General features: G+C 60.8%; 17 protein-coding genes. 5 read left to right on the forward strand and 12 right to left on the reverse strand.

Annotation, left to right across the window (positions count from 1 at the left end):
• Nucleotides 1-224: 224 nt before the first annotated feature.
• The 4 genes from nirB (at nt 225) to cobA (ending at nt 6,609) form a co-directional block, all read left to right on the forward strand.
• Nucleotides 225-2,678, forward strand: coding sequence for a nitrite reductase large subunit NirB (gene nirB / locus VMP31_RS23200; RefSeq protein ID WP_325510192.1), 2,454 nt, complete (start codon nt 225-227; stop codon nt 2,676-2,678).
• A complete protein-coding gene (gene nirD, locus VMP31_RS23205; protein ID WP_325510194.1) occupies nt 2,675-3,001 on the forward strand; it encodes a nitrite reductase small subunit NirD in 327 nt (108 codons plus the stop codon). The genes nirB and nirD overlap by 4 nt, the downstream gene beginning before the upstream one ends.
• A gap of 66 nt (nt 3,002-3,067) precedes the next feature.
• Nucleotides 3,068-5,785, forward strand: a complete 2,718-nt coding sequence (locus tag VMP31_RS23210; RefSeq protein ID WP_325510196.1) for a molybdopterin-dependent oxidoreductase — start codon at nt 3,068-3,070, stop codon at nt 5,783-5,785.
• 86 nt (nt 5,786-5,871) lie between these two features.
• Nucleotides 5,872-6,609 carry a uroporphyrinogen-III C-methyltransferase gene (cobA, locus tag VMP31_RS23215; protein WP_325510198.1) on the forward strand — a complete coding sequence of 246 codons (738 nt, stop codon included), beginning with the start codon at nt 5,872-5,874 and terminating at the stop codon, nt 6,607-6,609.
• Nucleotides 6,610-6,820: 211 nt separating this feature from the next.
• Here the strand turns inward: cobA and VMP31_RS23220 are convergent, their stop codons facing one another.
• From VMP31_RS23220 to ppsA, 9 genes are all read right to left on the reverse strand, one after another.
• Entirely contained in the window at nt 6,821-7,810 is a 990-nt protein-coding gene (locus VMP31_RS23220; protein WP_325510200.1) for an OmpA family protein, read from the reverse strand.
• 108 nt (nt 7,811-7,918) lie between these two features.
• Nucleotides 7,919-8,509 carry an RNA polymerase sigma factor SigX gene (gene sigX / locus VMP31_RS23225; protein WP_325510202.1) on the reverse strand — a complete coding sequence of 197 codons (591 nt, stop codon included), beginning with the start codon at nt 8,507-8,509 and terminating at the stop codon, nt 7,919-7,921.
• Nucleotides 8,510-8,601: 92 nt separating this feature from the next.
• Complete coding sequence (locus VMP31_RS23230; RefSeq protein ID WP_325510204.1) at nt 8,602-9,417, reverse strand: mechanosensitive ion channel family protein; 816 nt, start codon at nt 9,415-9,417, stop codon at nt 8,602-8,604.
• Nucleotides 9,418-9,419: 2 nt separating this feature from the next.
• Nucleotides 9,420-9,665 (reverse strand): CrfX protein, encoded by a 246-nt coding sequence (locus VMP31_RS23235; RefSeq protein WP_325510206.1) that lies wholly within the window; start codon nt 9,663-9,665, stop codon nt 9,420-9,422.
• 54 nt (nt 9,666-9,719) lie between these two features.
• Nucleotides 9,720-10,706, reverse strand: a complete 987-nt coding sequence (locus VMP31_RS23240; RefSeq protein WP_325510208.1) for a zinc transporter ZntB — start codon at nt 10,704-10,706, stop codon at nt 9,720-9,722.
• Nucleotides 10,707-10,728: 22 nt separating this feature from the next.
• On the reverse strand, nt 10,729-11,217 hold the full coding sequence (gene rraA / locus VMP31_RS23245) for a ribonuclease E activity regulator RraA (RefSeq protein WP_325510210.1): 489 nt from the start codon (nt 11,215-11,217) through the stop codon (nt 10,729-10,731).
• A 30-nt stretch (nt 11,218-11,247) separates the two neighbouring features.
• Nucleotides 11,248-11,547, reverse strand: coding sequence for a Rieske (2Fe-2S) protein (locus VMP31_RS23250; RefSeq protein WP_325510212.1), 300 nt, complete (start codon nt 11,545-11,547; stop codon nt 11,248-11,250).
• A 64-nt stretch (nt 11,548-11,611) separates the two neighbouring features.
• Nucleotides 11,612-12,607 (reverse strand): alpha/beta fold hydrolase, encoded by a 996-nt coding sequence (locus tag VMP31_RS23255; RefSeq protein WP_325510214.1) that lies wholly within the window; start codon nt 12,605-12,607, stop codon nt 11,612-11,614.
• 282 nt (nt 12,608-12,889) lie between these two features.
• Nucleotides 12,890-15,265: a phosphoenolpyruvate synthase gene (ppsA, locus tag VMP31_RS23260; protein ID WP_325510215.1), complete on the reverse strand. Its 2,376-nt coding sequence runs from the start codon at nt 15,263-15,265 to the stop codon at nt 12,890-12,892.
• 177 nt (nt 15,266-15,442) lie between these two features.
• Here ppsA and ppsR point away from each other — a divergent pair, with 177 nt between their 5' ends.
• Nucleotides 15,443-16,261 (forward strand): posphoenolpyruvate synthetase regulatory kinase/phosphorylase PpsR, encoded by an 819-nt coding sequence (gene ppsR / locus VMP31_RS23265; RefSeq protein WP_325510217.1) that lies wholly within the window; start codon nt 15,443-15,445, stop codon nt 16,259-16,261.
• Between the two features lie 66 nt (nt 16,262-16,327).
• On the opposite strand, the gene prpF is transcribed toward ppsR, so the two are convergent.
• The 3 genes from prpF to VMP31_RS23280 form a co-directional block, all read right to left on the reverse strand.
• Nucleotides 16,328-17,515 carry a 2-methylaconitate cis-trans isomerase PrpF gene (gene prpF, locus VMP31_RS23270; RefSeq protein WP_325510219.1) on the reverse strand — a complete coding sequence of 396 codons (1,188 nt, stop codon included), beginning with the start codon at nt 17,513-17,515 and terminating at the stop codon, nt 16,328-16,330.
• Nucleotides 17,516-17,622: 107 nt separating this feature from the next.
• Nucleotides 17,623-20,235, reverse strand: coding sequence for a Fe/S-dependent 2-methylisocitrate dehydratase AcnD (gene acnD, locus VMP31_RS23275; protein WP_325510225.1), 2,613 nt, complete (start codon nt 20,233-20,235; stop codon nt 17,623-17,625).
• An 11-nt stretch (nt 20,236-20,246) separates the two neighbouring features.
• A partial coding sequence (locus VMP31_RS23280; RefSeq protein ID WP_325510221.1) for a citrate/2-methylcitrate synthase occupies nt 20,247-20,868 on the reverse strand: 622 nt, incomplete at its 5' end.

The following is a 20,868-nucleotide window of genomic DNA, read 5'->3' on the forward strand; positions in this document are numbered from 1 at the left end:
GCCGAACAAAGCCTGCAAGTGGCTGAAAAGCCATGGAAAACGCCACTTGCAGAAGTTGGCACAAGCCCTGCATTACGTTTACTAGCAGAATTTATAAAGCACAGCCTTCAACGTTGAGGGCTGTACTTCCCGAGAGAACGGGACTTGGACAAAGGCGTCCTCGCTAGGTGACTAGCGGGACGCCTTTTTTGTTTTCCGTGTTTTTTATTCAGGAGATGGCCGGCATGAAAAAACTCAAGCTGGTGATGATTGGCAACGGCATGGCCGGTGTCCGCACCCTCGAAGAGCTGATCAAGCTCGCCCCCGACCTCTACGACATTACGGTGTTCGGTGCCGAGCCGCACCCCAACTACAACCGCATCCTGCTCTCGCCAGTACTGGCCGGCGAGCAGACCTTTGAGGAAATCGTGCTCAACGACCTCAACTGGTATGCGGACAACGGCATCAAGCTGCTGCTCGGCCGTAAAGTAGTGAAGATCGACCGTAAAGCCCGTGTGGTCGTCGCCGATGACGGCAGCGAGGCCGAGTACGATCGTCTGCTTATCGCCACCGGTTCCAACCCCTTTATCCTGCCGATTCCGGGCAAGGACCTGGCCGGGGTGATCGGCTATCGCGATATCGCCGACACCCAGATGATGATGGAAACCGCCAAGACCCATAAGCATGCGGTGGTTATCGGCGGCGGCCTGCTCGGTCTGGAAGCGGCCAACGGCCTCAAGCTGCGCGGCATGGACGTGACCGTGGTGCACCTGGGCGACTGGCTGCTGGAGCGTCAGCTCGACGCTACCGCCGGCCGTCTGCTGCAGCAATCCCTGGAAGACCGCGGCCTGAAGTTCCTCCTGCCCAAGCTCACCGCCGAGCTGCTGGACAACGGCGAAGGCCGGGTCTGTGCGGTGAAGTTCAAGGACGGTGAAGTGATCCCCGCCGACCTGGTGGTGATGGCCGCCGGTATCCGCCCCAACAGCGACCTGGCGGAACAGTCCGGGATTGCCTGCAACCGCGGCATCCTGGTCAACGACACCATGCAGACCTTCGACCCGCGGGTTTACGCCATCGGCGAATGCGCCAGCCACCGTGGCATCGCCTACGGCCTGGTCGCGCCATTGTTTGAACAGGCCAAGGTGTGCGCCAACCACCTGGCCCAGCTCGGTTTCGCCCGCTACCAGGGCTCGGTGACCTCGACCAAACTGAAAGTCACCGGCATCGACCTGTTCTCCGCCGGCGAATTTATGGGCGCAGATGGCACCGAAACCATCACCCTCTCCGACCCCATCGGCGGCGTGTACAAGAAGCTGGTAATCAAGGACGACGTGCTGGTCGGTGCCTGCCTGTATGGCGACACTGCCGACGGCGGCTGGTACTTCCGCCAGATCCGCGAAAACCACAACGTCAGCGAGATCCGTGATCATCTGATGTTCGGCGAAAACGCCATCGGTGACACCGGCCATCAGGGCCAGAGCAAGGCCATGTCGATGCCCGATGACATGGAAGTGTGCGGCTGTAACGGCGTGTGCAAAGGCACCATCGTCAAGGCCATCCAGGAGCACGGCCTGTTCAGCGTCGACGACGTGAAAAAGCACACCAAAGCCGCCAGTTCCTGCGGTTCCTGCGCCGGCCTGGTCGAACAGATCCTGATCAACACCGTGGGCGGCGCGGCGGACGTCAAGCCGAAGAGCGAAAAAGCCATCTGCGGCTGCAGCGATCTCAACCACGGGCAGATCCGCAAGGCCATCCGCGACGAGCACCTGACCAGCATCCCGGCGGCCATGGCCTTCCTCAACTGGAGCACGCCGAACGGCTGCGCCACCTGCCGCCCGGCGCTGAACTACTACCTGATTTCCACCTGGCCGGGCGAGGCCAAGGACGACCCACAGTCGCGCTTTATCAACGAACGCGCCCACGCCAATATCCAGAAAGACGGCACCTACTCGGTGATTCCGCGGATGTGGGGCGGCGTCACCAATGCCTCGGAGCTGCGCCGCATCGCCGACGTGGCCGACAAGTACAACGTGCCCATGGTCAAGGTCACCGGCGGTCAGCGCATCGACCTGCTGGGGATCAAGAAGGACGACCTGCCGGGCGTGTGGAAAGACCTCGATATGCCGTCCGGCCACGCCTACGGCAAATCCATCCGCACCGTGAAGACCTGCGTCGGCAGCGAGTTCTGCCGCTTCGGCACGCAGAACAGCACGCAGATGGGCATCGACCTGGAACACGCGCTGTTCAATATGTGGTCGCCGCACAAGGTCAAGCTGGCGGTCTCCGGTTGCCCACGCAACTGCGCCGAATCCGGGATCAAGGACGTTGGCATCATCGGCGTCGACTCCGGCTGGGAGCTGTATATCGGTGGCAACGGCGGCATCAAAACCGAGGCCGGCGAGTTCTTCGTCAAGCTCAAGACTGCCGAAGAAGTCATGGAATACAGCCTGGCCTTCCTCCAGCTCTACCGCGAGGAAGCCTTCTACCTCGAGCGCACCGTGCATTACATGCAGCGCGTAGGCATGGAGCACATCAAGCAAGGCGTGCTGGAAGATGCCGAGCGGCGCAAGGCCCTGCATGAGCGCCTGCTGTTCTCCCTGTCGTTCGAGCAGGACCCGTGGAAGGAACAACTGGCCAAACCGCAGTTGAAGAAAGAATTCGACCGCATCGCACTGCAGCAACTGGAGGCGCACGTATGAACTGGCTGGATATCTGCGACCTGGATGAAATCAACCCACTGGGTGCCCGCATCGTCGCAGGGCCCAAGGGCGATATCGCAATCTTTCGCACCTCGACCGATGAGGTGTTCGCCCTCGACGACCGCTGCCCGCACAAGGGCGGCCCGCTGTCGCAAGGCATCATCTACGGCAAGCGCGTGGCCTGCCCGCTGCACAACTGGCAGATCGAGCTGGACAGCGGCGAGGCCGTGGCCCCGGACCAGGGTTGCGCTCACCGGCACCAGGCCAAGGTAGAGAACGGCCGGGTGCTGCTGGCCCTGAACAGCGCTAGCGAATGTGCCTGATAGGTCATTGGTAGGCCGCGCACTTTGCGCCGTGGCCTACCCGATTACCGCAGAGAGATGACGCCCATGACCCATTCCCATCAGATCACCGCCTCCACCTGCTGCTATTGCGGCGTGGGTTGTGGCGTGCTGATCGAACACGATGACGAGAAGATCCTCGGCGTCCAGGGCGATCCCGCGCATCCGGCCAATTTCGGCAAGCTGTGCAGCAAGGGCTCGACCCTGCACCTGACCGGCGATCTCGACGCCCGTGCGCTGTATCCCGAACTGCGTCTGGGCAAAGGCCTGGCCCGTGCCCGCACCGACTGGGACAGCGCCCTGGATCATGCCGCCAACGTGTTCGCCGAAACCATCCGCGAGCACGGTCCGGACAGCGTCGCCTTCTATATCTCCGGCCAATTGCTGACCGAGGACTACTACGCCTTTAACAAGCTGGCGAGAGCGTTGGTGGGAACCAACAATATCGACAGTAACTCGCGCCTGTGCATGTCCTCGGCCGTGGTCGGCTACAAGCGCAGCCTCGGTGCCGATGCGCCGCCGTGCAACTACGAAGACATCGAGCAGAGCGACTGCCTGCTGATCGCTGGCAGCAATATGGCCTACGCCCACCCGGTGTTGTTTCGCCGTCTGGAAGAAGCCAAGGCAAAGCGCCCGGACATGCAGATCATCGTCGTCGACCCACGGCGCACCGATACCTGTGACCTGGCCGACCTGCACCTGCCGATCATCCCGGGCAGCGATGTCGCCCTGTTTCACGGCATCCTGCATATCCTCATGTGGGAAGGCTGGATCGACCGCGCCTATATCGACGCCCACACCGAAGGTTTCGACGCCCTCAAAACCCTGGTGCGCGATTACAGCCCGCAGATGGTCAGCGAGATATGCGGCATTAGTCAGGACAGCCTGCAGCAATGCGCGCGGATGATTGGCAGCGCGCCGAGCTTCCTGTCGCTGTGGTGCATGGGCCTCAACCAGTCGAGCAGCGGCAGCGCCAAAAACAGCGCGCTGATCAACCTGCACCTGGCCACCGGGCAGATCGGCAAACCCGGTGCTGGCCCCTTTTCCCTTACCGGTCAACCGAACGCCATGGGCGGTCGCGAAACCGGTAGCCTGAGCAACCTGCTGCCCGGCCATCGCGAGGCCGGCAATGCCGAGCACCGCGCCGAAGTGGCGCAGTACTGGGGCGTCGACGCGCTGCCGGCCAGTGCCGGGCTGAGCGCCATTGAACTGTTCGAAGCAGTGCGCGTCGGCAAGGTCAAGGCCCTGTGGATCGCCTGCACCAACCCGGCGCAGTCCATGCCGGATCAGAACAAAGTGCATGAAGCCCTGGCCGCCTGCCCGTTCGTGGTGGTGCAGGAAGCTTTTTTCACCACCGAGACCTGCCACTACGCCGACCTGCTGCTGCCCGCCGCCAGCTGGGGCGAGAAGGAAGGTACGGTGACCAATTCCGAACGCCGCGTCAGTCATGTACGCAGCGCCGTGCCAGCGCCCAAAGAGGCGCGGTCGGATTGGGCGATCACCACCGATTTCGCCCGTCGTTTAGAAAAACTGCTCCGCCCCGGCCTGCCCAGCCTGTTCGACTTCGACCACCCGCAAGGGCTGTTCGAGGAGTACAAACACCTGACCGCCCAGCGTGACCTCGACCTGTCGGGGCTCAGCTACGCGATTCTGGATAACCAAGGTCCCCAGCAATGGCCGTTCCCGGCCGGCGCAACCCAGGGTACGCCGCGCCTCTACGGCGACGCGCGTTACCCCACTGCCAATGGTCGCGCGCAGTTTCATGCCGACCCTTACCGTGCACCCAAGGAAAAACGTGAGGCGCGCTTTAGCCTGACCCTCAACACCGGTCGTCTGCGCGACCAGTGGCACGGCATGAGCCGCACCGGTACCGCCGCGCGCCTGTTCGGCCATGTCGAAGAGGCCGTGCTCAGCCTGCACCCGGACGAGATGCGCCGCCGCCGTCTAGAAAGCGGCGACCTGATCAAGGTACGCAGCCGTCGCGGCAGCCTGATTCTGCCGGTGCAGGCCGACGACAGCATACGTGCCGGCCAGGCCTACCTGCCGATGCACTGGGGCAACCGTTTTCTCAAGGGCCTGGGCACCAATGTGCTGACCCAACCGGCATTTGACCCACTGTCCAAGCAGCCCGAACTCAAGCACGCCGGGGTCGAGGTGGAAAAGGTCGAGTTGCCCTGGACCTTCTTTGCCCTGGTCGAAGGCCAGGTGCAGACGCGTTTCGAGGCCCTGCGCCCGCTGTTCGAAGGTTTTGCCTACGCCAACCTCAACCTGACCGGGCGCGAGCGCCCTGCTCTGCTGATCCGCGCCGCCTGCGCCGTGGCTCCCGAGCCCGAATTGCTGGCGCAGATCGACCAACTGCTCGGCCTGCACGAAGGCCCGGTGCTGGCCTATGACGACCCGCGTAAAGCGGTCGGCAAGCGCGTGCGCATCGAGGACGGCCGCATCACCGCCATCCGCCTGGCCGGGGAAACTGCCGCCCGCGACTGGCTGAAAAGCCTGTGGAGCGAAGGTCAGGCCGATGCCGACCTACGCCGCTGGCTGCTCGCACCGCTGTCCACCCCGCCGGGTGCGGCCAGCGGCAGAAAACCCAGCAAGACCCTGTGCAACTGCCTGAACGTCAGCCAGGACGCGGTATGCGCAGGGATCGCCCGCGGCCTCAACCTCGACGGCCTCAAGCAGGAACTTAAGTGCGGCACCAGTTGCGGCTCCTGTGTCCCGGAAATCAAGCGGCTGTTGGCCACTGCACCAATAGCAATCAATGCATAACCGTAGGGTGCGCGGGGCCGCCTAGGCCATGCGTACCAACCCGAACAATTTGGTGCGCACAGCGCACCCTACGCGAGGAATGCCGTATGAGCGCAAAAGTCTGGCTGGTAGGCGCAGGGCCCGGTGATCCGGAACTGCTGACTCTCAAGGCGGTAAAAGCCCTCAATCGGGCCGATATCGTGATGATCGACGACCTGGTCAACCCGGCCGTGCTGGAGCACTGTCCGAATGCCCGGGTGGTGCCGGTGGGCAAGCGCGGAGGCTGCCGTTCCACGCCTCAGGCCTTTATCCATCGCCTGATGCTGCGCTACGCCCGCCAGGGCAAATGCGTGGTGCGCCTGAAAGGCGGCGACCCCTGTATCTTTGGCCGCGGCAGTGAAGAAGTCGACTGGCTCAGCGCCCATGGCATCGAAGTGGAAATGGTCAACGGCATTACCGCAGGATTAGCCGGCGCTACCCAGTGCGGCATCCCCCTGACCCTGCGCGGCGTGGCCCGCGGCGTGACCCTGGTCACCGCCCACACCCAAGACGACAGCACGCTCAACTGGCAGGCCCTGGCTCAAGGCGGCACCACTCTGGTGGTGTATATGGGCGTGGCAAAACTGGCGGAAATCCGCGAAAGCCTGCTGGCCGGCGGTATGCGCGCCGATATGCCGGTGGCGCTGATCGAGAACGCCTCCCTGCCACAGCAACGCGAATGCCGCAGCTCCCTGCACGCGATGCAGCAGGACGCCCTGGACTTCCAACTGAAAAGCCCTGCAATCCTGGTCATCGGCGAGGTCGCAAGCCAGCAGCAACACGCGGCCATTGCCATCAGTGCCTAACTGCTTCGCGCTCCTGCGGAGTTGTGATCTTGCCCGCTGCCCCCTCAGCGGGCTTTTTTTCGCCTGGAGAATACGGGTGCTGGGTGCACGGCGGCGCAGGCCTGGGGCACACCGCAGAAGCGCCCCGGACAGCGGATAAGAAGCCAGCGCAGGCCGAAAAAAAGTCGTAAAAAACCCCGCCGAAGCGGGGTTTTCTACAGCGTCAGATCAATTACTGCTGGATCTGAGCTTCTACTTCAGCTTCTACGCGGCGGTTAACAGCGCGGCCGGAGTCGGTAGCGTTGTCGGCAACCGGACGGGCTTCGCCGTAGCCAGCAGCGTTAACGCGCTGAGCTTCTACGCCGTACTGGTTAACCAGGACGTCACGAACGGCGTTGGCACGACGCTCAGACAGGTTCTGGTTGTAGGCATCGGAACCCTTGGAGTCAGTGTGACCTTCAACCACGGTGGTGGTCTGCGGGTACTGCTTCATGAAGTCGGCCAGGTTCTTGATGTCGCCGTAGCTTTCTTCTTTGACACTGGCTTTGTCGAAGTCGAACTTGACGTCCAGCTCAACACGAACCAGTTCCATCGGCTCTTCAGCAGCAACTGGCTCAGGCATCGGCTCAGGAGCAGCTTCAACAACCTCGGCAGGCTTGGTGCTGCCGCCGAAGTTCAGACCGACGCCAACGCCTGCCTGCCACTCGGTGTTTTCGGTATCCAGGCTGTGCAGTACATCTACACCAGCTTTGGCGAAGAACATTTCGGTGAAGTAGTACTTGGCACCGGCACCGACCATCGCGAAGGTGGTTTTGTCATCACCGCGAGTGTAGGTGTTGTCCAGGTCCTGATGGCCGAAACCGGCGGACACATAAGGACGCAGGCTCTGGGCAGCTGGAGTACCGAAGTGGTACAGGGCTTCTACAGTGCTCAGGTGACCGTCGAGTTGCTCACGGCCATGGGTGGAGCCCGGCAGAGTGTCCTGGGAACGCATGCTGCGGTACACACCGTGCGTCAGGTTCAGGGAAACGTCATCTGTCAGGAAGTAACCAATGCCGCCGCCGAACAGATTGCCGTTGGTAGCGTCACGATTGCTTTCGGTAAAGGTACGCTTACCGAAAACGTCCACTTCGACAGCGCCCTGACCCTGAGCAAGCGCGCTGAGCGAGGAGGAAGCCAGCAGCGAGCCAATGACAACGCCTAAAGTGTTTTTCAATTTCATTGTTAAATCCCTATTCTTGGTGGTCAGTAAGTTGTCTGACAAACTCATGACAACTCAATCGGCAAATCCTAACAGAATTAACCAAGTACTTCGACGTTTATAATTTAATTAAGTTTCAGGACTGTCAGAAAACTTTTCACGCAGGCGGTCAAGGGCCCGTTTGTAGCGCATTTTCGTCGCGCTCAGGCCCATGTGCATGATGTCGGCGATCTCCTGGAACTCCAGCTCTGCGACAAAACGTAGCACCAGGATTTCCCTATCAATAGGATTGACATGCACCAACCAGCGATCCAGACCATTGCGTTCTTCAACTTTCTGAGTTTTATCCTCCGCTGCTTCTTCGAGCGGATCCAGGCTCAGCGCATCAATAAGACGGCGTTTACGCCGTTCTTTGCGATATTGAGTAATACATTCGTTATAGGTAATGCTGTACAACCAGGTTTTAAACTTGGATTTACCTTCAAAGTTCTTTAAACCGTAAAGAACTTTAAGCATGACCTCTTGACAAACATCATCGGCGTCCCGCTCGCTGCCCAAATAACGCGCGCAGACATTGAACAACGTGCGCTGGTAACGACGCATCAGTTCTTCGTAGGCACGGGTGATGTGGAACAACTCGTCGTGGGCACGCGCCACCAGCTCTTCATCCGAGAGCTCGCGGGGGTCGTAACGCAGAGACACAGATTGGGCTTTATTCAAAACGAGTCGGGCCGACAGTCAGGACAAAAGCCGCCGCAGTCCGCACAAACGGGCGACTGGGTCGGCGGCATACAATAACAGGGATTGACGCCTTAGCGGCTGCTTACGCGCTGCTCAAGCAAGGTGCGATTGGCCACGGAGACCAGTTCGCCCGCGTCGGTCAACAGGATGGTCTTGACCGTACCAATCTCCTCGATCTGCCCTTCGACCTCACCAACCTGAACTTGTTGCCCAACCTCATACAACTCGCGCACATAAATGCCCGCCAGTATCTGGCTGGCAATATCCCGGCTACCCAGACCAAGCGCCAGGGCCACGGCCAGACCAACGGAAATCAGCACGATGGCGATCACATTGTTGAGCAGGTCGGTTTTGACTTCGAGTTGGCCGATGGCCACCGAAATACTGATGATAATCACCAGGCCCTGGGCCACTCGCGACAGGCCATGGGCATACTCGAGCCCCACGCCCTCGGCCGCGCCGCGCACCAGACCGCTGACCAGTTGCGCCAACAGCACACCGGCGAGCAACACCAATGCCGCACCGAACACCTTGGGCAGGTACAGCGCCAGGGTATCCAGGGTTGAAGAAACCCGCTCCAGGCCCAGGGACTCGGCGGCCGTCACCAGGAAGATCAACAGCACGAACCAGTAGATGATCTTGCCAATCAGGGTCGATACCGGCACCTGGATGCCGGCACGGCTGAGCAACTTGGTCAGGCCGGTGCCTGCCATCAGGCGATCCAGACCGATCTTGCCGAGCAGCTTGGATAGCAGGGTGTCGAGGAACTTGGCCACCACGAAACCCAGCAGCACCACCACCATGGCCCCGAACAGGCGTGGAATAAACGCGGCAATTGGGGTCCATACGCTGGCCATCGCATCAACCAGGACTTGAGTAAATTCCATGCTTAATCAGCCTTATCAAGAGAGGGATCGGAAGGTTTGCGCCGGGTGACGGGCGAGATATGCGCCGCGCCGCTATTGATCGCGATCATCAGTGCACCCAGGCAGTGGCCCATCAGGGCAAACAGATCGCCCGCGCCCACTTGGCGGTTGGCGGTCTTCAGGACGCGATGCAGGCAGGCATCATCGTCGTGACTCGACGCGGATGACTTGAGCAGATCGCGCAGCGATTCTTCAAAAGGGTCGTGCATTGCACACCTCACAGGACGTGACGGCTAGACGAGCGGACGGCCTGGATAGTCACATCAAGCCAGGCGCACCCGCCGTAACAACCACCATTGGCCAAGGGCCACAGCCACCATCAGCACACAGATGATGGCAAAGCCATAAGGACTGTCCGCCCCCGGAATACCGCCGACATTGATGCCCAGCAGCCCGGTAAGGAAGGTCAAAGGCAGAAACACGCCGGCGATGATACCGAAACGGTACATGGTGCGATTCATGCGCTGGTCCATGCGCCGATTCTCCGCCTCGAGAACCAGGCTGACACGCTCACGGCTCAGTTCCAGTTCCTCCAGATAGCGGGTCAGGCGGTTGTTCAGCTCGTTCCAGTAGTCGGTGTCGTCGGCCAGAAACCAGGGGAGTTGATGGCGCGTCAGCAACGCATAGATGTCCCGCTGCGGGGCGAGAAAACGTCGCAGGCTGGCCGCGCGTCGGCGCATCTGCAGAAGTCGGCCGTGATCGGGCACCAGGCGCTGCTCAGCATCGACCATCTCCTCCTGCTCATCGACCTGTTCGGACAACTCCGTCACCAGGTTCTCGACCTTGTCGGTCAGATAGTGGGCCAGGCTCAAGATCACTTCCGAGGCGGATTTTGGCCCGTTACCAGCGGCCAGATCCGCGATCAGCGCCTCTGTCGCTCGCACAGGTCGCAAGCGCAGGGAGATCACCCGGCGCGCATCGGCAAAGATGCGCAGCGAGACCATATCCTCCGGCTCGGCCCCCGGATTGAGGTTGACCCCGCGCAGGAACAGCAACAACTCATGCTCCGGCAACGGCAGCATCCGCGGCCGGGTGTTCTCTTCGAGCAACAGGTCGCAGGCAAACCCGCTCAACCCGCTCTCGCGGCGCAGCCAGTCCTGGGTCTGCGAGTGGCTGCGATCCCAATGTACCCAGAGGCTTTCCTGCTCGGCCAGTTGCAGCTCCTGCAACTGGCGACGATCCACGGCCCGCGCCCCACCCAGCCCATCGAGGACAAAGGCATGGACCAGACCGCGCTCTTCACGCGGCATTGTGGCGTCTAACAAATTCAGCTTACTCCGGCATCTGCAACGCGGACGGCGAGACAATCACGCCATTGTTGTCGGCGTACAGGTATTCGCCCGGGCGGAACGTCACGCCGCCAAAGGTCACCGCCACGTTGAGATCGCCGATACCGCGCTTGTCGGTCTTCATCGGGTGACTGGCCAAGGCCTGGATACCCAGTTCGGTCTGCGCCAGCACATCAACATCACGCACGCAGCCATACACCACGATGCCTTCCCAGCCATTGTGCGCAGCCTTTTCCGCCAGCATGTCACCAAGCAGCGCACGGCGCATGGAGGCACCGCCGTCGACCACCATGACCTTACCCTTACCTGGCTGCTCGACCTGCTCCTTGACCAGCGAGTTGTCCTCGAAGCACTTGATGGTGACGATCTCGCCGCCAAAGGAGTCGCGGCCGCCGAAATTGCTGAACATCGGCTCGACCACCTGAACCAGTTCCGGATAGGCGTCGCACAGATCGGGGGTAATGTAGTGCATGGCAAAACTCCTGTTATCTATAGATGTGGCTTACAGCTCTATACCGACACGATCGGCCGCATAGGCCAGAGGCAGATGGACAAGGCCGGGGCACTGGGCATTCAAGGCGCGGCCACTGAGCAGTTCAAACTCGATCCCGTGCCGGGCACAACGCAAGACACCGGCGACCAGAGTCGCATCGTGTAAAGGAGCGCCCTGGTGTGGGCAACGGTTCTCCAGCAACAGGGTACGACCTTCGACCACCATCAGCAGCAAACTGCGTCCCTGCAGCGGAAAAACCCGACGATAGCCCTCCTTGAGGTTAAGCAAGTGCTCAAGAGCAACAAACATTGCACCTCCGCCGCCCGCACAGAGTGACCAGAATTCACGCGAAAGTCAGATAATAGCCGCAAGGCTACTCGGCTGAAACGGATTTGTTCCCCTCAGACGCCCCACTCTCGACCTGCGCACTCCTGTGCAACCACTGCTCCACCAGCGGCCATACCTCGCGCTGAGCCTCTTTGCTGACCAGCATTTCGACATGGCCGAAGTCGCTGTGGAAACCATGCTTTTTGCCCAGGCAGAGAAATTCGCTCACAGGCGAGCCAAACTGCTCAAGCAGCTTGCGGCAGGCCCATGCCGGGTCCTGGCTATCGCCCACCGCCGCCACGGCCATGACCGGAACCCGCACCTTGGCAAGGCCAGCCCACCAGTCCCGCTCGGCATCGCCAAAGCGGCCGAACAAGCCGTGCCAGCGCAGGCTTTCGATGGCCAGACTGGCCGGCTCATCCTCGGGACCGCGCTTGAGCCTGGAGCCGGATATCACCGAGAAGCCCTTGAGCAACAGACGACTGCCCCACTCCACTGGCGGCACCTTGAGCGGCCAGTAGACGCGGCTGATCTGGCTGCCAAACAACGCCGCCGAAGCCATTTTCGACTCGTCCAGATAACCACCGCCCAGTGCCCCAGCCAGGGTGATACCGCCCAGGGAATGGCCCAGCCAATGGGCTTTCTGCGGGTTCTGTTCGTAAATAAAATCGGCAATTGCCGGCAGGTCATAACGCACATAGTCGCTGACCTTGTTGTGCTTGTACTGGCGATTGCGCGGCGACAGGCCATGACCACGCATCTCGGCAATCCACACATCAAAACCCGCACGCGCCAACTGCGGGCCGAGGCCGATGCATTTGGGCGAATACCAGAAGCGTCGGTTGGAAAAACTGCCGGGAATCAGGATCACCGGCACGCCACGATCCTGCTGATGATCGGCGCGGCCCAGGCGCGTCAGAGCCAGTTGAACACTGTTATCCGGGCTGTTGCCGGGCTTGAGGCGATAGACATCCTCGCTCAGATCGCCACGAAACTCCGCACTGATCAAGGTGACGGGGAAAAGCTCACTGCTGCTTTGCATCTTCTGCGCTCTGGTACAAAGAGTTGCTGGGATCAATCTTTCACGCTGCCCGACGGGTGACCGCCAACGACGGCCGACAACAAGAATTGTCGGGAACAATTTTTCACATCGCTCGCGACGTGCCCCGCAGGGGGTGAAGCATACGAACGTGCTGAACACAAAAAATTGCCAGGAGCAATTTTTAACGTCGCTAGCGACGGCCCGAAGGGTGGTCGCCAGGGATGGCAGACCATAAAAAAGGGCAGGATAAACCCGCCCTTGTACCGCGATTTAACCGCGCGATCAGACCGGCGCTTGAGCTTCCGCGAGGAAGAACCAGGTATCGAGCACCGAATCCGGGTTCAGCGAAACGCTTTCAATACCCTGATCCATCAGCCAGCGCGCCAGATCCGGGTGGTCCGAAGGGCCCTGACCGCAGATGCCGATGTACTTGCCGGCCTTGTTGCAGGCCTGAATGGCGTTGCTTAGCAGCTTCTTCACCGCAGGGTTACGCTCATCGAACAGGTGCGCAACGATGCCGGAGTCACGGTCCAGGCCAAGGGTCAGCTGGGTCAGGTCGTTGGAGCCGATGGAGAAACCGTCGAAGAACTCCAGGAACTCTTCGGCCAGGATGGCATTGGACGGCAGCTCGCACATCATGATGATCTTCAGACCATCCTGACCGCGGGCCAAACCGTTGGCGGCGAGCAGATCGACCACCTGGCTGGCTTCACCGAGGGTACGCACGAACGGCACCATGATCTCGACGTTGGTCAGGCCCATTTCGTTGCGTACTTTCTTCAGCGCGCGACATTCCAGCTCGAAACAGTCGCGGAACGATTCGCTGATGTAACGCGAAGCGCCACGGAAGCCCAGCATCGGGTTTTCTTCTTCCGGCTCGTAGAGTTTGCCGCCGATCAGGTTGGCGTATTCGTTGGACTTGAAGTCCGACAGGCGCACGATGACCTTCTTCGGCCAGAATGCCGCGGCCAGGGTGCTGATGCCCTCGACCAGCTTCTCGACGTAGAAGCCGACCGGATCATCGTAACCGGCGATGCGCTTCTCGACACTGTCCTTGATCTCCGGCGGCAGGCCGGCGAAGTTCAGCAGCGCCTTGGGGTGCACGCCGATCATGCGGTTGATGATAAATTCCAGACGGGCCAGGCCCACGCCTTCGTTGGGCAGCTGGGCGAAGTCGAAGGCGCGGTCCGGGTTGCCGACGTTCATCATGATCTTGAACGGCAGATCCGGCATGGCATCGACCGAGTTCTTGCGGATATCGAAGCCCAGTTCGCCTTCGAAAATAAAGCCGGTGTCGCCCTCGGCGCAGGAAACGGTCACGCCCATGCCGTCTTTCAGCACATGGGTGGCGTTACCGCAACCGACCACTGCAGGAATCCCCAGCTCACGGGCAATGATCGCCGCGTGGCAGGTACGCCCGCCGCGGTTGGTGACGATGGCGCTGGCGCGTTTCATCACCGGCTCCCAGTCCGGGTCGGTCATGTCGGAAACCAGTACGTCACCGGCCTGGACCTTGTCCATTTCCGACACGTCATTGATCACCCGTACCTTGCCGGCACCGATCTTCTGACCAATCGCGCGGCCTTCGACCAGCACAGTACCGGTTTCCTTGAGCAGGTAGCGTTCCATCACATTGGCGCTGGAGCGGCTTTTTACCGTCTCGGGGCGGGCCTGAACGATATACAGCTTGCCGTCATCGCCGTCTTTGGCCCATTCGATGTCCATCGGCCGGCCGTAGTGCTTCTCGATGATCATGGCCTGCTTGGCCAATTCGCTGACTTCGGCATCGCTCAGGCAGAAACGCGCACGCTCGGCGCGATCCACATCGACCACCTTGACCGATTTGCCGGCCTTGGCTTCGTCGCCGTAGATCATCTTGATCGCCTTGCTGCCCAGATTGCGACGCAGAATGGCTGGGCGACCGGCTTCCAGGGTCTGTTTGTGGACATAGAATTCGTCAGGGTTGACCGCACCCTGCACCACGGTTTCGCCGAGACCATAAGCGCCGGTGATAAACACCACGTCACGGAAACCCGACTCGGTGTCGAGAGTGAACATAACGCCGGCGGTGCCGGTTTCCGAACGCACCATGCGCTGCACACCGGCAGACAGGGCGACCAGTTTGTGGTCGAAGCCCTGATGCACGCGGTAGGCAATGGCGCGGTCGTTGAACAGCGAGGCGAATACCTCTTTGGCCGCGCGGATCACGTTTTCCACGCCACGGATATTCAGGAAGGTTTCCTGCTGGCCGGCAAAGGAGGCGTCCGGCAGGTCTTCGGCGGTGGCCGAAGAGCGCACGGCAACCGCCATATTCTCGTTGCCGCCGGCCATTTCGGCGAAGGCGGTGCGGATCTGCGCGTTCAATTCTTCAGGGAAGGACGCATCCATCACCCATTGGCGAATCTGCGCACCGGTTTTGGCCAGGGCATTGACGTCATCGACATCAAGAGCATCGAGCGCGGCATGGATTTGCGCGTTCAGGCCGCTCAGCTCGAGAAAGTCCCGATAGGCCTGCGCAGTAGTGGCGAAACCACCGGGTACCGACACTCCGGCACCGGCAAGGTTGCTGATCATCTCGCCCAGGGAGGCGTTCTTGCCCCCTACGTGCTCAACATCATGATTGCCGAGCTTATCGAGGGAAACTACGTACTCTACCAAGGTGATCTCTCCACTAACGATGTTGGAAAAACTCAGGAGCTAGATGGTTCGGCGGTACATGCCCGCACGATTGTGGCCTGGCCCTGGAAAATAAGTAACAATGCCAGCCAGTTCGGCCCTGCAAAGGCGGGCCTATGATAGCCAAGAATCCTTCCCAGCTTAAGGCCCATGGTGCAAATGAAACGAACCGCTTTTTTCATCTCCGACGGCACCGGCATCACTGCCGAAACCCTGGGCCAAAGCCTGCTGGCGCAGTTTGAAACCATCGACTTTACCAAACTCACGCGGCCTTATATCGACAGCGTGGAAAAAGCCCGCGCAATGGTACAACAAATCAACAGTGCGTCCGAGAAGGACGGTGCCCGCCCGATCATCTTCGACACCATCGTCAATCAGGATATTCGCGACGTCCTGGCCGAGTCCGACGGCTATATGATCGATATTTTCTCGACCTTCCTCGCCCCCCTGGAGCAGGAGCTGACCTCGCATTCGTCCTATTCGGTGGGTAAATCCCACTCCATCGGGCACAACTCCAACTATATGGAGCGTATCGAGGCGGTAAACTTCGCCCTCGACAACGACGACGGCGCACGCACCCACTACTACGACAAGGCCGATCTGATCCTGGTTGGCGTCTCGCGCTGCGGCAAAACCCCGACTTGCCTGTATATGGCAATGCAATACGGAATTCGTGCCGCAAATTATCCGCTGACCGAAGATGATATGGAGCGACTGCAGTTGCCTGCGGTGCTGAAAAAGCACAAGGAAAAGCTGTTCGGCCTGACCATCGACCCGGATCGCCTCACTGCTATCCGTCACGAGCGCAAGCCCAACAGCCGCTACGCAAGCTTCGCCCAGTGCGAATTTGAAGTGCGCGAGGTGGAAAACCTGTTCCGCCGCGAGAACATTAACTTTATCAATTCCACCTATTTCTCCGTGGAAGAGATTTCCGCGAAGATCCTGGTGGAAAAAGGTGTTGAACGCCGCCTCAAGTAACCCGTACAACCCATTGAAGCTAAAAGAAAAGGCTCGAACACTTCGAGCCTTTTCTTATTTATAACGCTACAAAATATCGCCCGGCACACGCACCCAACCTTCCATCAGAATGCGTGCGCTACGCGACATAATGGCTTTGGTTACCGTCCACTGACCGTCGACCAGCGCCGCCTGAGCGCCAACACGCAAGGTGCCGGACGGATGGCCAAAACGCACCGCCTCCCGCGCACTGCCACCAGCCGCCAGATTGACCAAGGTACCCGGAATCGCCGCTGCAGTACCGATGGCCACCGCGCAGGTGCCCATCATCGCGTGATGCAGCTTGCCCATGGACAGCGCACGCACCAGCAGATCGACTTCACCGGCCTGCACCGTCTTGCCGCTGGATGACAGGTAGTTCTTGGGCTTGGCCACAAAGGCAATCTTCGGCGTGTGCTGCCGGGTCGCCGCCTCTTCCGCCGCCTTGATCAACCCCATACGCAGCGCCCCGGCCACACGAATCTTCTCGAAGCGCGCCAGTTGCTCAGGGTCAGCATTGATCTGCTCACGCAGCTCGGTGCCGCTGTAACCAATGTCTTCGGCATTGACGAACACAGTTGGAATGCCGGCAGTGATCATGGTTGCCTTGAAGGTTCCGACGCCCGGCACTTCCAGCTCATCGACCAGATTACCGGTGGGGAACATCGAACCACCCTCCTCGCCATCATCGGACGGATCGAGGAACTCCAACACGATCTCCGAAGCCGGAAAGGTCACCCCGTCCAGCTCAAAATCGCCAGTTTCCTGCACATGACCATTGCTGACCGGCACATGGGCAATGATGGTTTTCTGGATATTCGCCTGCCAGATACGCACCACGCACACGCCGTTGTCCGGGATACGCGCCGGATCAACCAAGCTTGCATGAATGGCAAAAGCCCCGGCACCTGTGGACAGGTTGCCGCAGTTGCCGCTCCAGTCGACAAAGGCCTTGTCGATCGAGACCTGGCCGTAGAGGTAGTCGACATCGTGATCCGGCTGGCTGCTTTTCGACAGGATCACGCACTTGCTGGTACTCGACGTCGCGCCGCCCATGCCGTCGATCTGCGCGGCATAGGGGTCGGGACTGCCGATCACCCGCATAAACAGCTTGTCACGCGCAACGCCCGGCACCTGGCAGCTTGGCGGCAGGTCCTGCAGGCGGAAGAACACGCCTTTGCTGGTGCCGCCACGCATATAGGTGGCGGGGATTTTGATTTGGGGTGCGTGGGGCATGGTTAAGACCTACTCCAAATTATGTGAAGACAGCGCATGTAGGAGGGGCTTTAGCCGCGAGCTCCTTAAAGCTAAACGCGGCTAAAGCCCCTCCCGCAACACTGCGCTTAAACTGCCACCGTCGCCTCGAGGAAATCCTGGGCAAAGCGCTGCAACACGCCGCCAGCGTTGTAGACGTTGACTTCAGCAGCGGTATCCAGACGGCAGGTCACCGGCACCTTGACCACATCGCCATTGCGACGATTGACCATCAGGGTCAGCTCGCAGCGCGGCGACAGCTCGCCCTGGATGTCATAGGTTTCACTGCCGTCGAGGCCGAGGGTCAGGCGGGTGGTGCCCGACTTGAACTCGACCGGCAGCACGCCCATGCCGACCAGGTTGGTGCGGTGAATGCGCTCGAAGCCTTCGGCGACGATCACTTCCACGCCAGCCAGGCGTACGCCCTTGGCAGCCCAGTCACGCGACGAGCCCTGACCGTAGTCAGCACCGGCAACGATGATCAGGTTCTGCTTGCGGTTCATGTAGGTTTCGATCGCTTCCCACATGCGCATGACCTTGCCTTCCGGCTCGACGCGCGCCAGCGAACCCTTCTTCACTACGCCGTCAACAACGGCCATTTCATTGACCAGTTCTTTGTTGGCGAAAGTAGCGCGCTGCGCAGTCAGGTGGTCGCCGCGGTGGGTGGCGTAGGAGTTGAAGTCCTCCTCCGGCAGGCCCATCTTGTGCAGGTACTCACCAGCGGCCGAGTTCATCTGGATCGCGTTGGACGGCGACAGGTGGTCGGTGGTGATGTTGTCCGGCAGGATTGCCAGCGGCAGCATGCCCTTGAGCGTGCGTTCACCGGCCAGCGCGCCCTCCCAGTACGGCGGACGGCGGATGTAGGTGGACATCGGGCGCCAGTCGTACAACGGGCTTTCCGCTTCCTCGATAGTGCCCAGATCGAACATCGGGATGTAGACCTGCTTGAACTGCTCCGGCTTCACCGAGGCGGCAACGATAGCGTCGATTTCCTCGTCGCTCGGCCACAGGTCCTTCAGGGTGATCGGGTTACCGTTCTTGTCAGTACCCAGCACGTCCTGCTCGATATCAAAACGCACGGTACCGGCGATGGCGTAGGCCACGACCAGCGGCGGTGAGGCCAGGAAGGCCTGCTTGGCGTAGGGGTGGATACGACCGTCGAAGTTGCGGTTACCGGACAGTACGGCAGTGGCGTACAGATCGCGGTCGATGATTTCCTGCTGGATTACCGGGTCCAGCGCACCGGACATGCCGTTACAGGTGGTGCAGGCATAGCCGACGATGCCGAAGCCGAGCTTTTCCAGCTCCGACAGCAGACCGGCATCTTCCAGGTACAGCTTGGCGACTTTCGAACCAGGAGCGAATGAGGTCTTGACCCACGGCTTGCGCAGCAGACCCAGCTCGTTGGCCTTCTTCGCCAGCAAACCGGCGGCAACTACGTTGCGTGGGTTGGACGTGTTGGTGCAGCTGGTAATGGCGGCGATGATCACCGCGCCATCTGGCAGCAGACCTTCGGCTTCCTCGACCTTGGACGCCGCCAGCATGGCGTCGCCAGCAATGCCACGTTCTTGCAGTGCCGAAGTCGGCAGGCGCTTGTGCGGGTTGGACGGGCCAGCCATGTTGCGCACGACGGTCGACAGATCGAAGCTCAGTACGCGCTCGTACTCGGCGCTGACCAGAGCATCAGCCCACAGGCCGGTGGTCTTGGCGTAGTTCTCTACCAGCTCGATCTGCTCCGGCTCACGACCGGTGAGTTTAAGGTAATCGATGGTTTGCTGGTCGATGTAGAACATCGAAGCGGTGGCGCCATATTCCGGGCACATGTTGGAGATGGTCGCGCGGTCGCCGATCGACAGGCTATCCGCACCCGGGCCGAAGAACTCGACCCAGGCACCGACCACGCGCTCCTTGCGCAAGAACTCGGTGATGGCCAGGACGATGTCGGTGGCGGTAATGCCAGGCTGGCGCTTGCCAGTGAGCTGCACGCCGACGATGTCGGGCAGGCGCATCATCGACGGCAGGCCGAGCATCACGGTTTCCGCTTCCAGACCGCCGACGCCGATGGCGATTACGCCCAGGGCATCGACGTGCGGGGTGTGCGAGTCGGTACCCACGCAGGTATCGGGGAAGGCTACGCCGCCACGCGCCTGAATCACCGGGCTCATTTTCTCCAGGTTGATCTGGTGCATGATGCCGTTGCCGGCCGGGATCACGTCGACGTTCTTGAACGCGGTCTTGGTCCACTCGATAAAGTGAAAACGGTCCTCGTTGCGACGGTCTTCGATGGCGCGGTTCTTGGCGAAGGCATCCGGGTCGAAGCCCGCAGCTTCCACGGCCAGGGAGTGGTCGACAATCAGTTGGGTCGGCACTACCGGGTTGACCTTGGACGGATCACCGCCCTTCTCGGCGATGGCGTCACGCAGGCCGGCCAGGTCGACCAGTGCGGTCTGCCCTAGGATGTCGTGGCAGACCACGCGAGCCGGGTACCAGGGAAAATCCAGGTCCTGCTTGCGCTCGATCAACTGCTTGAGCGAATCGGTCAGCGCGGCCGGCTCACAGCGGCGCACCAACTGCTCAGCCAGCACGCGGGATACGTAGGGCAGCTTGGCATAAGCGCCCGGGGCGATGGCATCGACCGCCTCACGGGTGTCGAAGTAGTCCAGAGCGGTGCCGGCCAGCGGCTTACGGTACTGAGTATTCATGCTGTTCATGGTTACGGGCGATCCTTGAGCGGCACAAACTTCAGGTCTTCAGGACCTGTGTAATTGGCGCTCGGGCGGATGATCTTGCCGTCGATGCGCTGCTCGATGATGTGCGCCGCCCAACCCGCGGTGCGCGCGATCACGAACAGCGGCGTGAACATCAGCATCGGCACGCCCATCCGCTCGTAGGCGACGGCGCTGAACCAATCGAGATTCGGGAACATGCGCTTCTCGCTCCAAAGGACGGTCTCGATACGCTCGGCGATGTTGAAGTGATTCATATCACCTGTCCCGGCGGAAAGCTCGCGGGCGATTTCCTTGATGATCGGGTTGCGCGGGTCGCCGGTGGTGTAGACCGGGTGACCGAAGCCGATGACGATCTCCTTGCGCGCGATGCACGCGCGGATGTCGGCCTCGGCCTCGTCGGGCGTGCTGTAGCGCTTCTGAATCTCGAGCGCGACCTCGTTGGCACCGCCGTGCTTCGGTCCGCGCAGCGCGCCAATCGCGGCGGTGATTGCCGAGTAGATGTCTGAGCCCGTTCCTGCGACCACGCGGCCCGTGAACGTCGATGCATTGAACTCGTGCTCGGCGTAGAGTGTGAGCGAGCGGTCGAGCGCGCTCACGTGGCTTGAG

The organism is Pseudomonas sp., from assembly GCF_035512415.1.
Classification (GTDB): Bacteria; Pseudomonadota; Gammaproteobacteria; order Pseudomonadales; family Pseudomonadaceae; genus Aquipseudomonas.

Bases quoted from the DNA above. Each gene is read 5' to 3' on its own strand.
- nirB (WP_325510192.1), top strand. From the start codon at position 225: ATGAAAAAACTCAAGCTGGTGATGATTGGCAACGGCATGGCCGGTGTC.
- nirD (WP_325510194.1), top strand. From the start codon at position 2,675: ATGAACTGGCTGGATATCTGCGACCTGGATGAAATCAACCCACTGGGT.
- VMP31_RS23210 (WP_325510196.1), top strand. From the start codon at position 3,068: ATGACCCATTCCCATCAGATCACCGCCTCCACCTGCTGCTATTGCGGC.
- cobA (WP_325510198.1), top strand. From the start codon at position 5,872: ATGAGCGCAAAAGTCTGGCTGGTAGGCGCAGGGCCCGGTGATCCGGAA.
- VMP31_RS23220 (WP_325510200.1), bottom strand. From the start codon at position 7,810: ATGAAATTGAAAAACACTTTAGGCGTTGTCATTGGCTCGCTGCTGGCT.
- VMP31_RS23230 (WP_325510204.1), bottom strand. From the start codon at position 9,417: ATGGAATTTACTCAAGTCCTGGTTGATGCGATGGCCAGCGTATGGACC.
- VMP31_RS23235 (WP_325510206.1), bottom strand. From the start codon at position 9,665: ATGCACGACCCTTTTGAAGAATCGCTGCGCGATCTGCTCAAGTCATCC.
- VMP31_RS23240 (WP_325510208.1), bottom strand. From the start codon at position 10,706: ATGCCGCGTGAAGAGCGCGGTCTGGTCCATGCCTTTGTCCTCGATGGG.
- rraA (WP_325510210.1), bottom strand. From the start codon at position 11,217: ATGCACTACATTACCCCCGATCTGTGCGACGCCTATCCGGAACTGGTT.
- VMP31_RS23250 (WP_325510212.1), bottom strand. From the start codon at position 11,547: ATGTTTGTTGCTCTTGAGCACTTGCTTAACCTCAAGGAGGGCTATCGT.
- VMP31_RS23255 (WP_325510214.1), bottom strand. From the start codon at position 12,607: ATGCAAAGCAGCAGTGAGCTTTTCCCCGTCACCTTGATCAGTGCGGAG.
- ppsR (WP_325510217.1), top strand. From the start codon at position 15,443: ATGAAACGAACCGCTTTTTTCATCTCCGACGGCACCGGCATCACTGCC.
- prpF (WP_325510219.1), bottom strand. From the start codon at position 17,515: ATGCCCCACGCACCCCAAATCAAAATCCCCGCCACCTATATGCGTGGC.
- acnD (WP_325510225.1), bottom strand. From the start codon at position 20,235: ATGAATACTCAGTACCGTAAGCCGCTGGCCGGCACCGCTCTGGACTAC.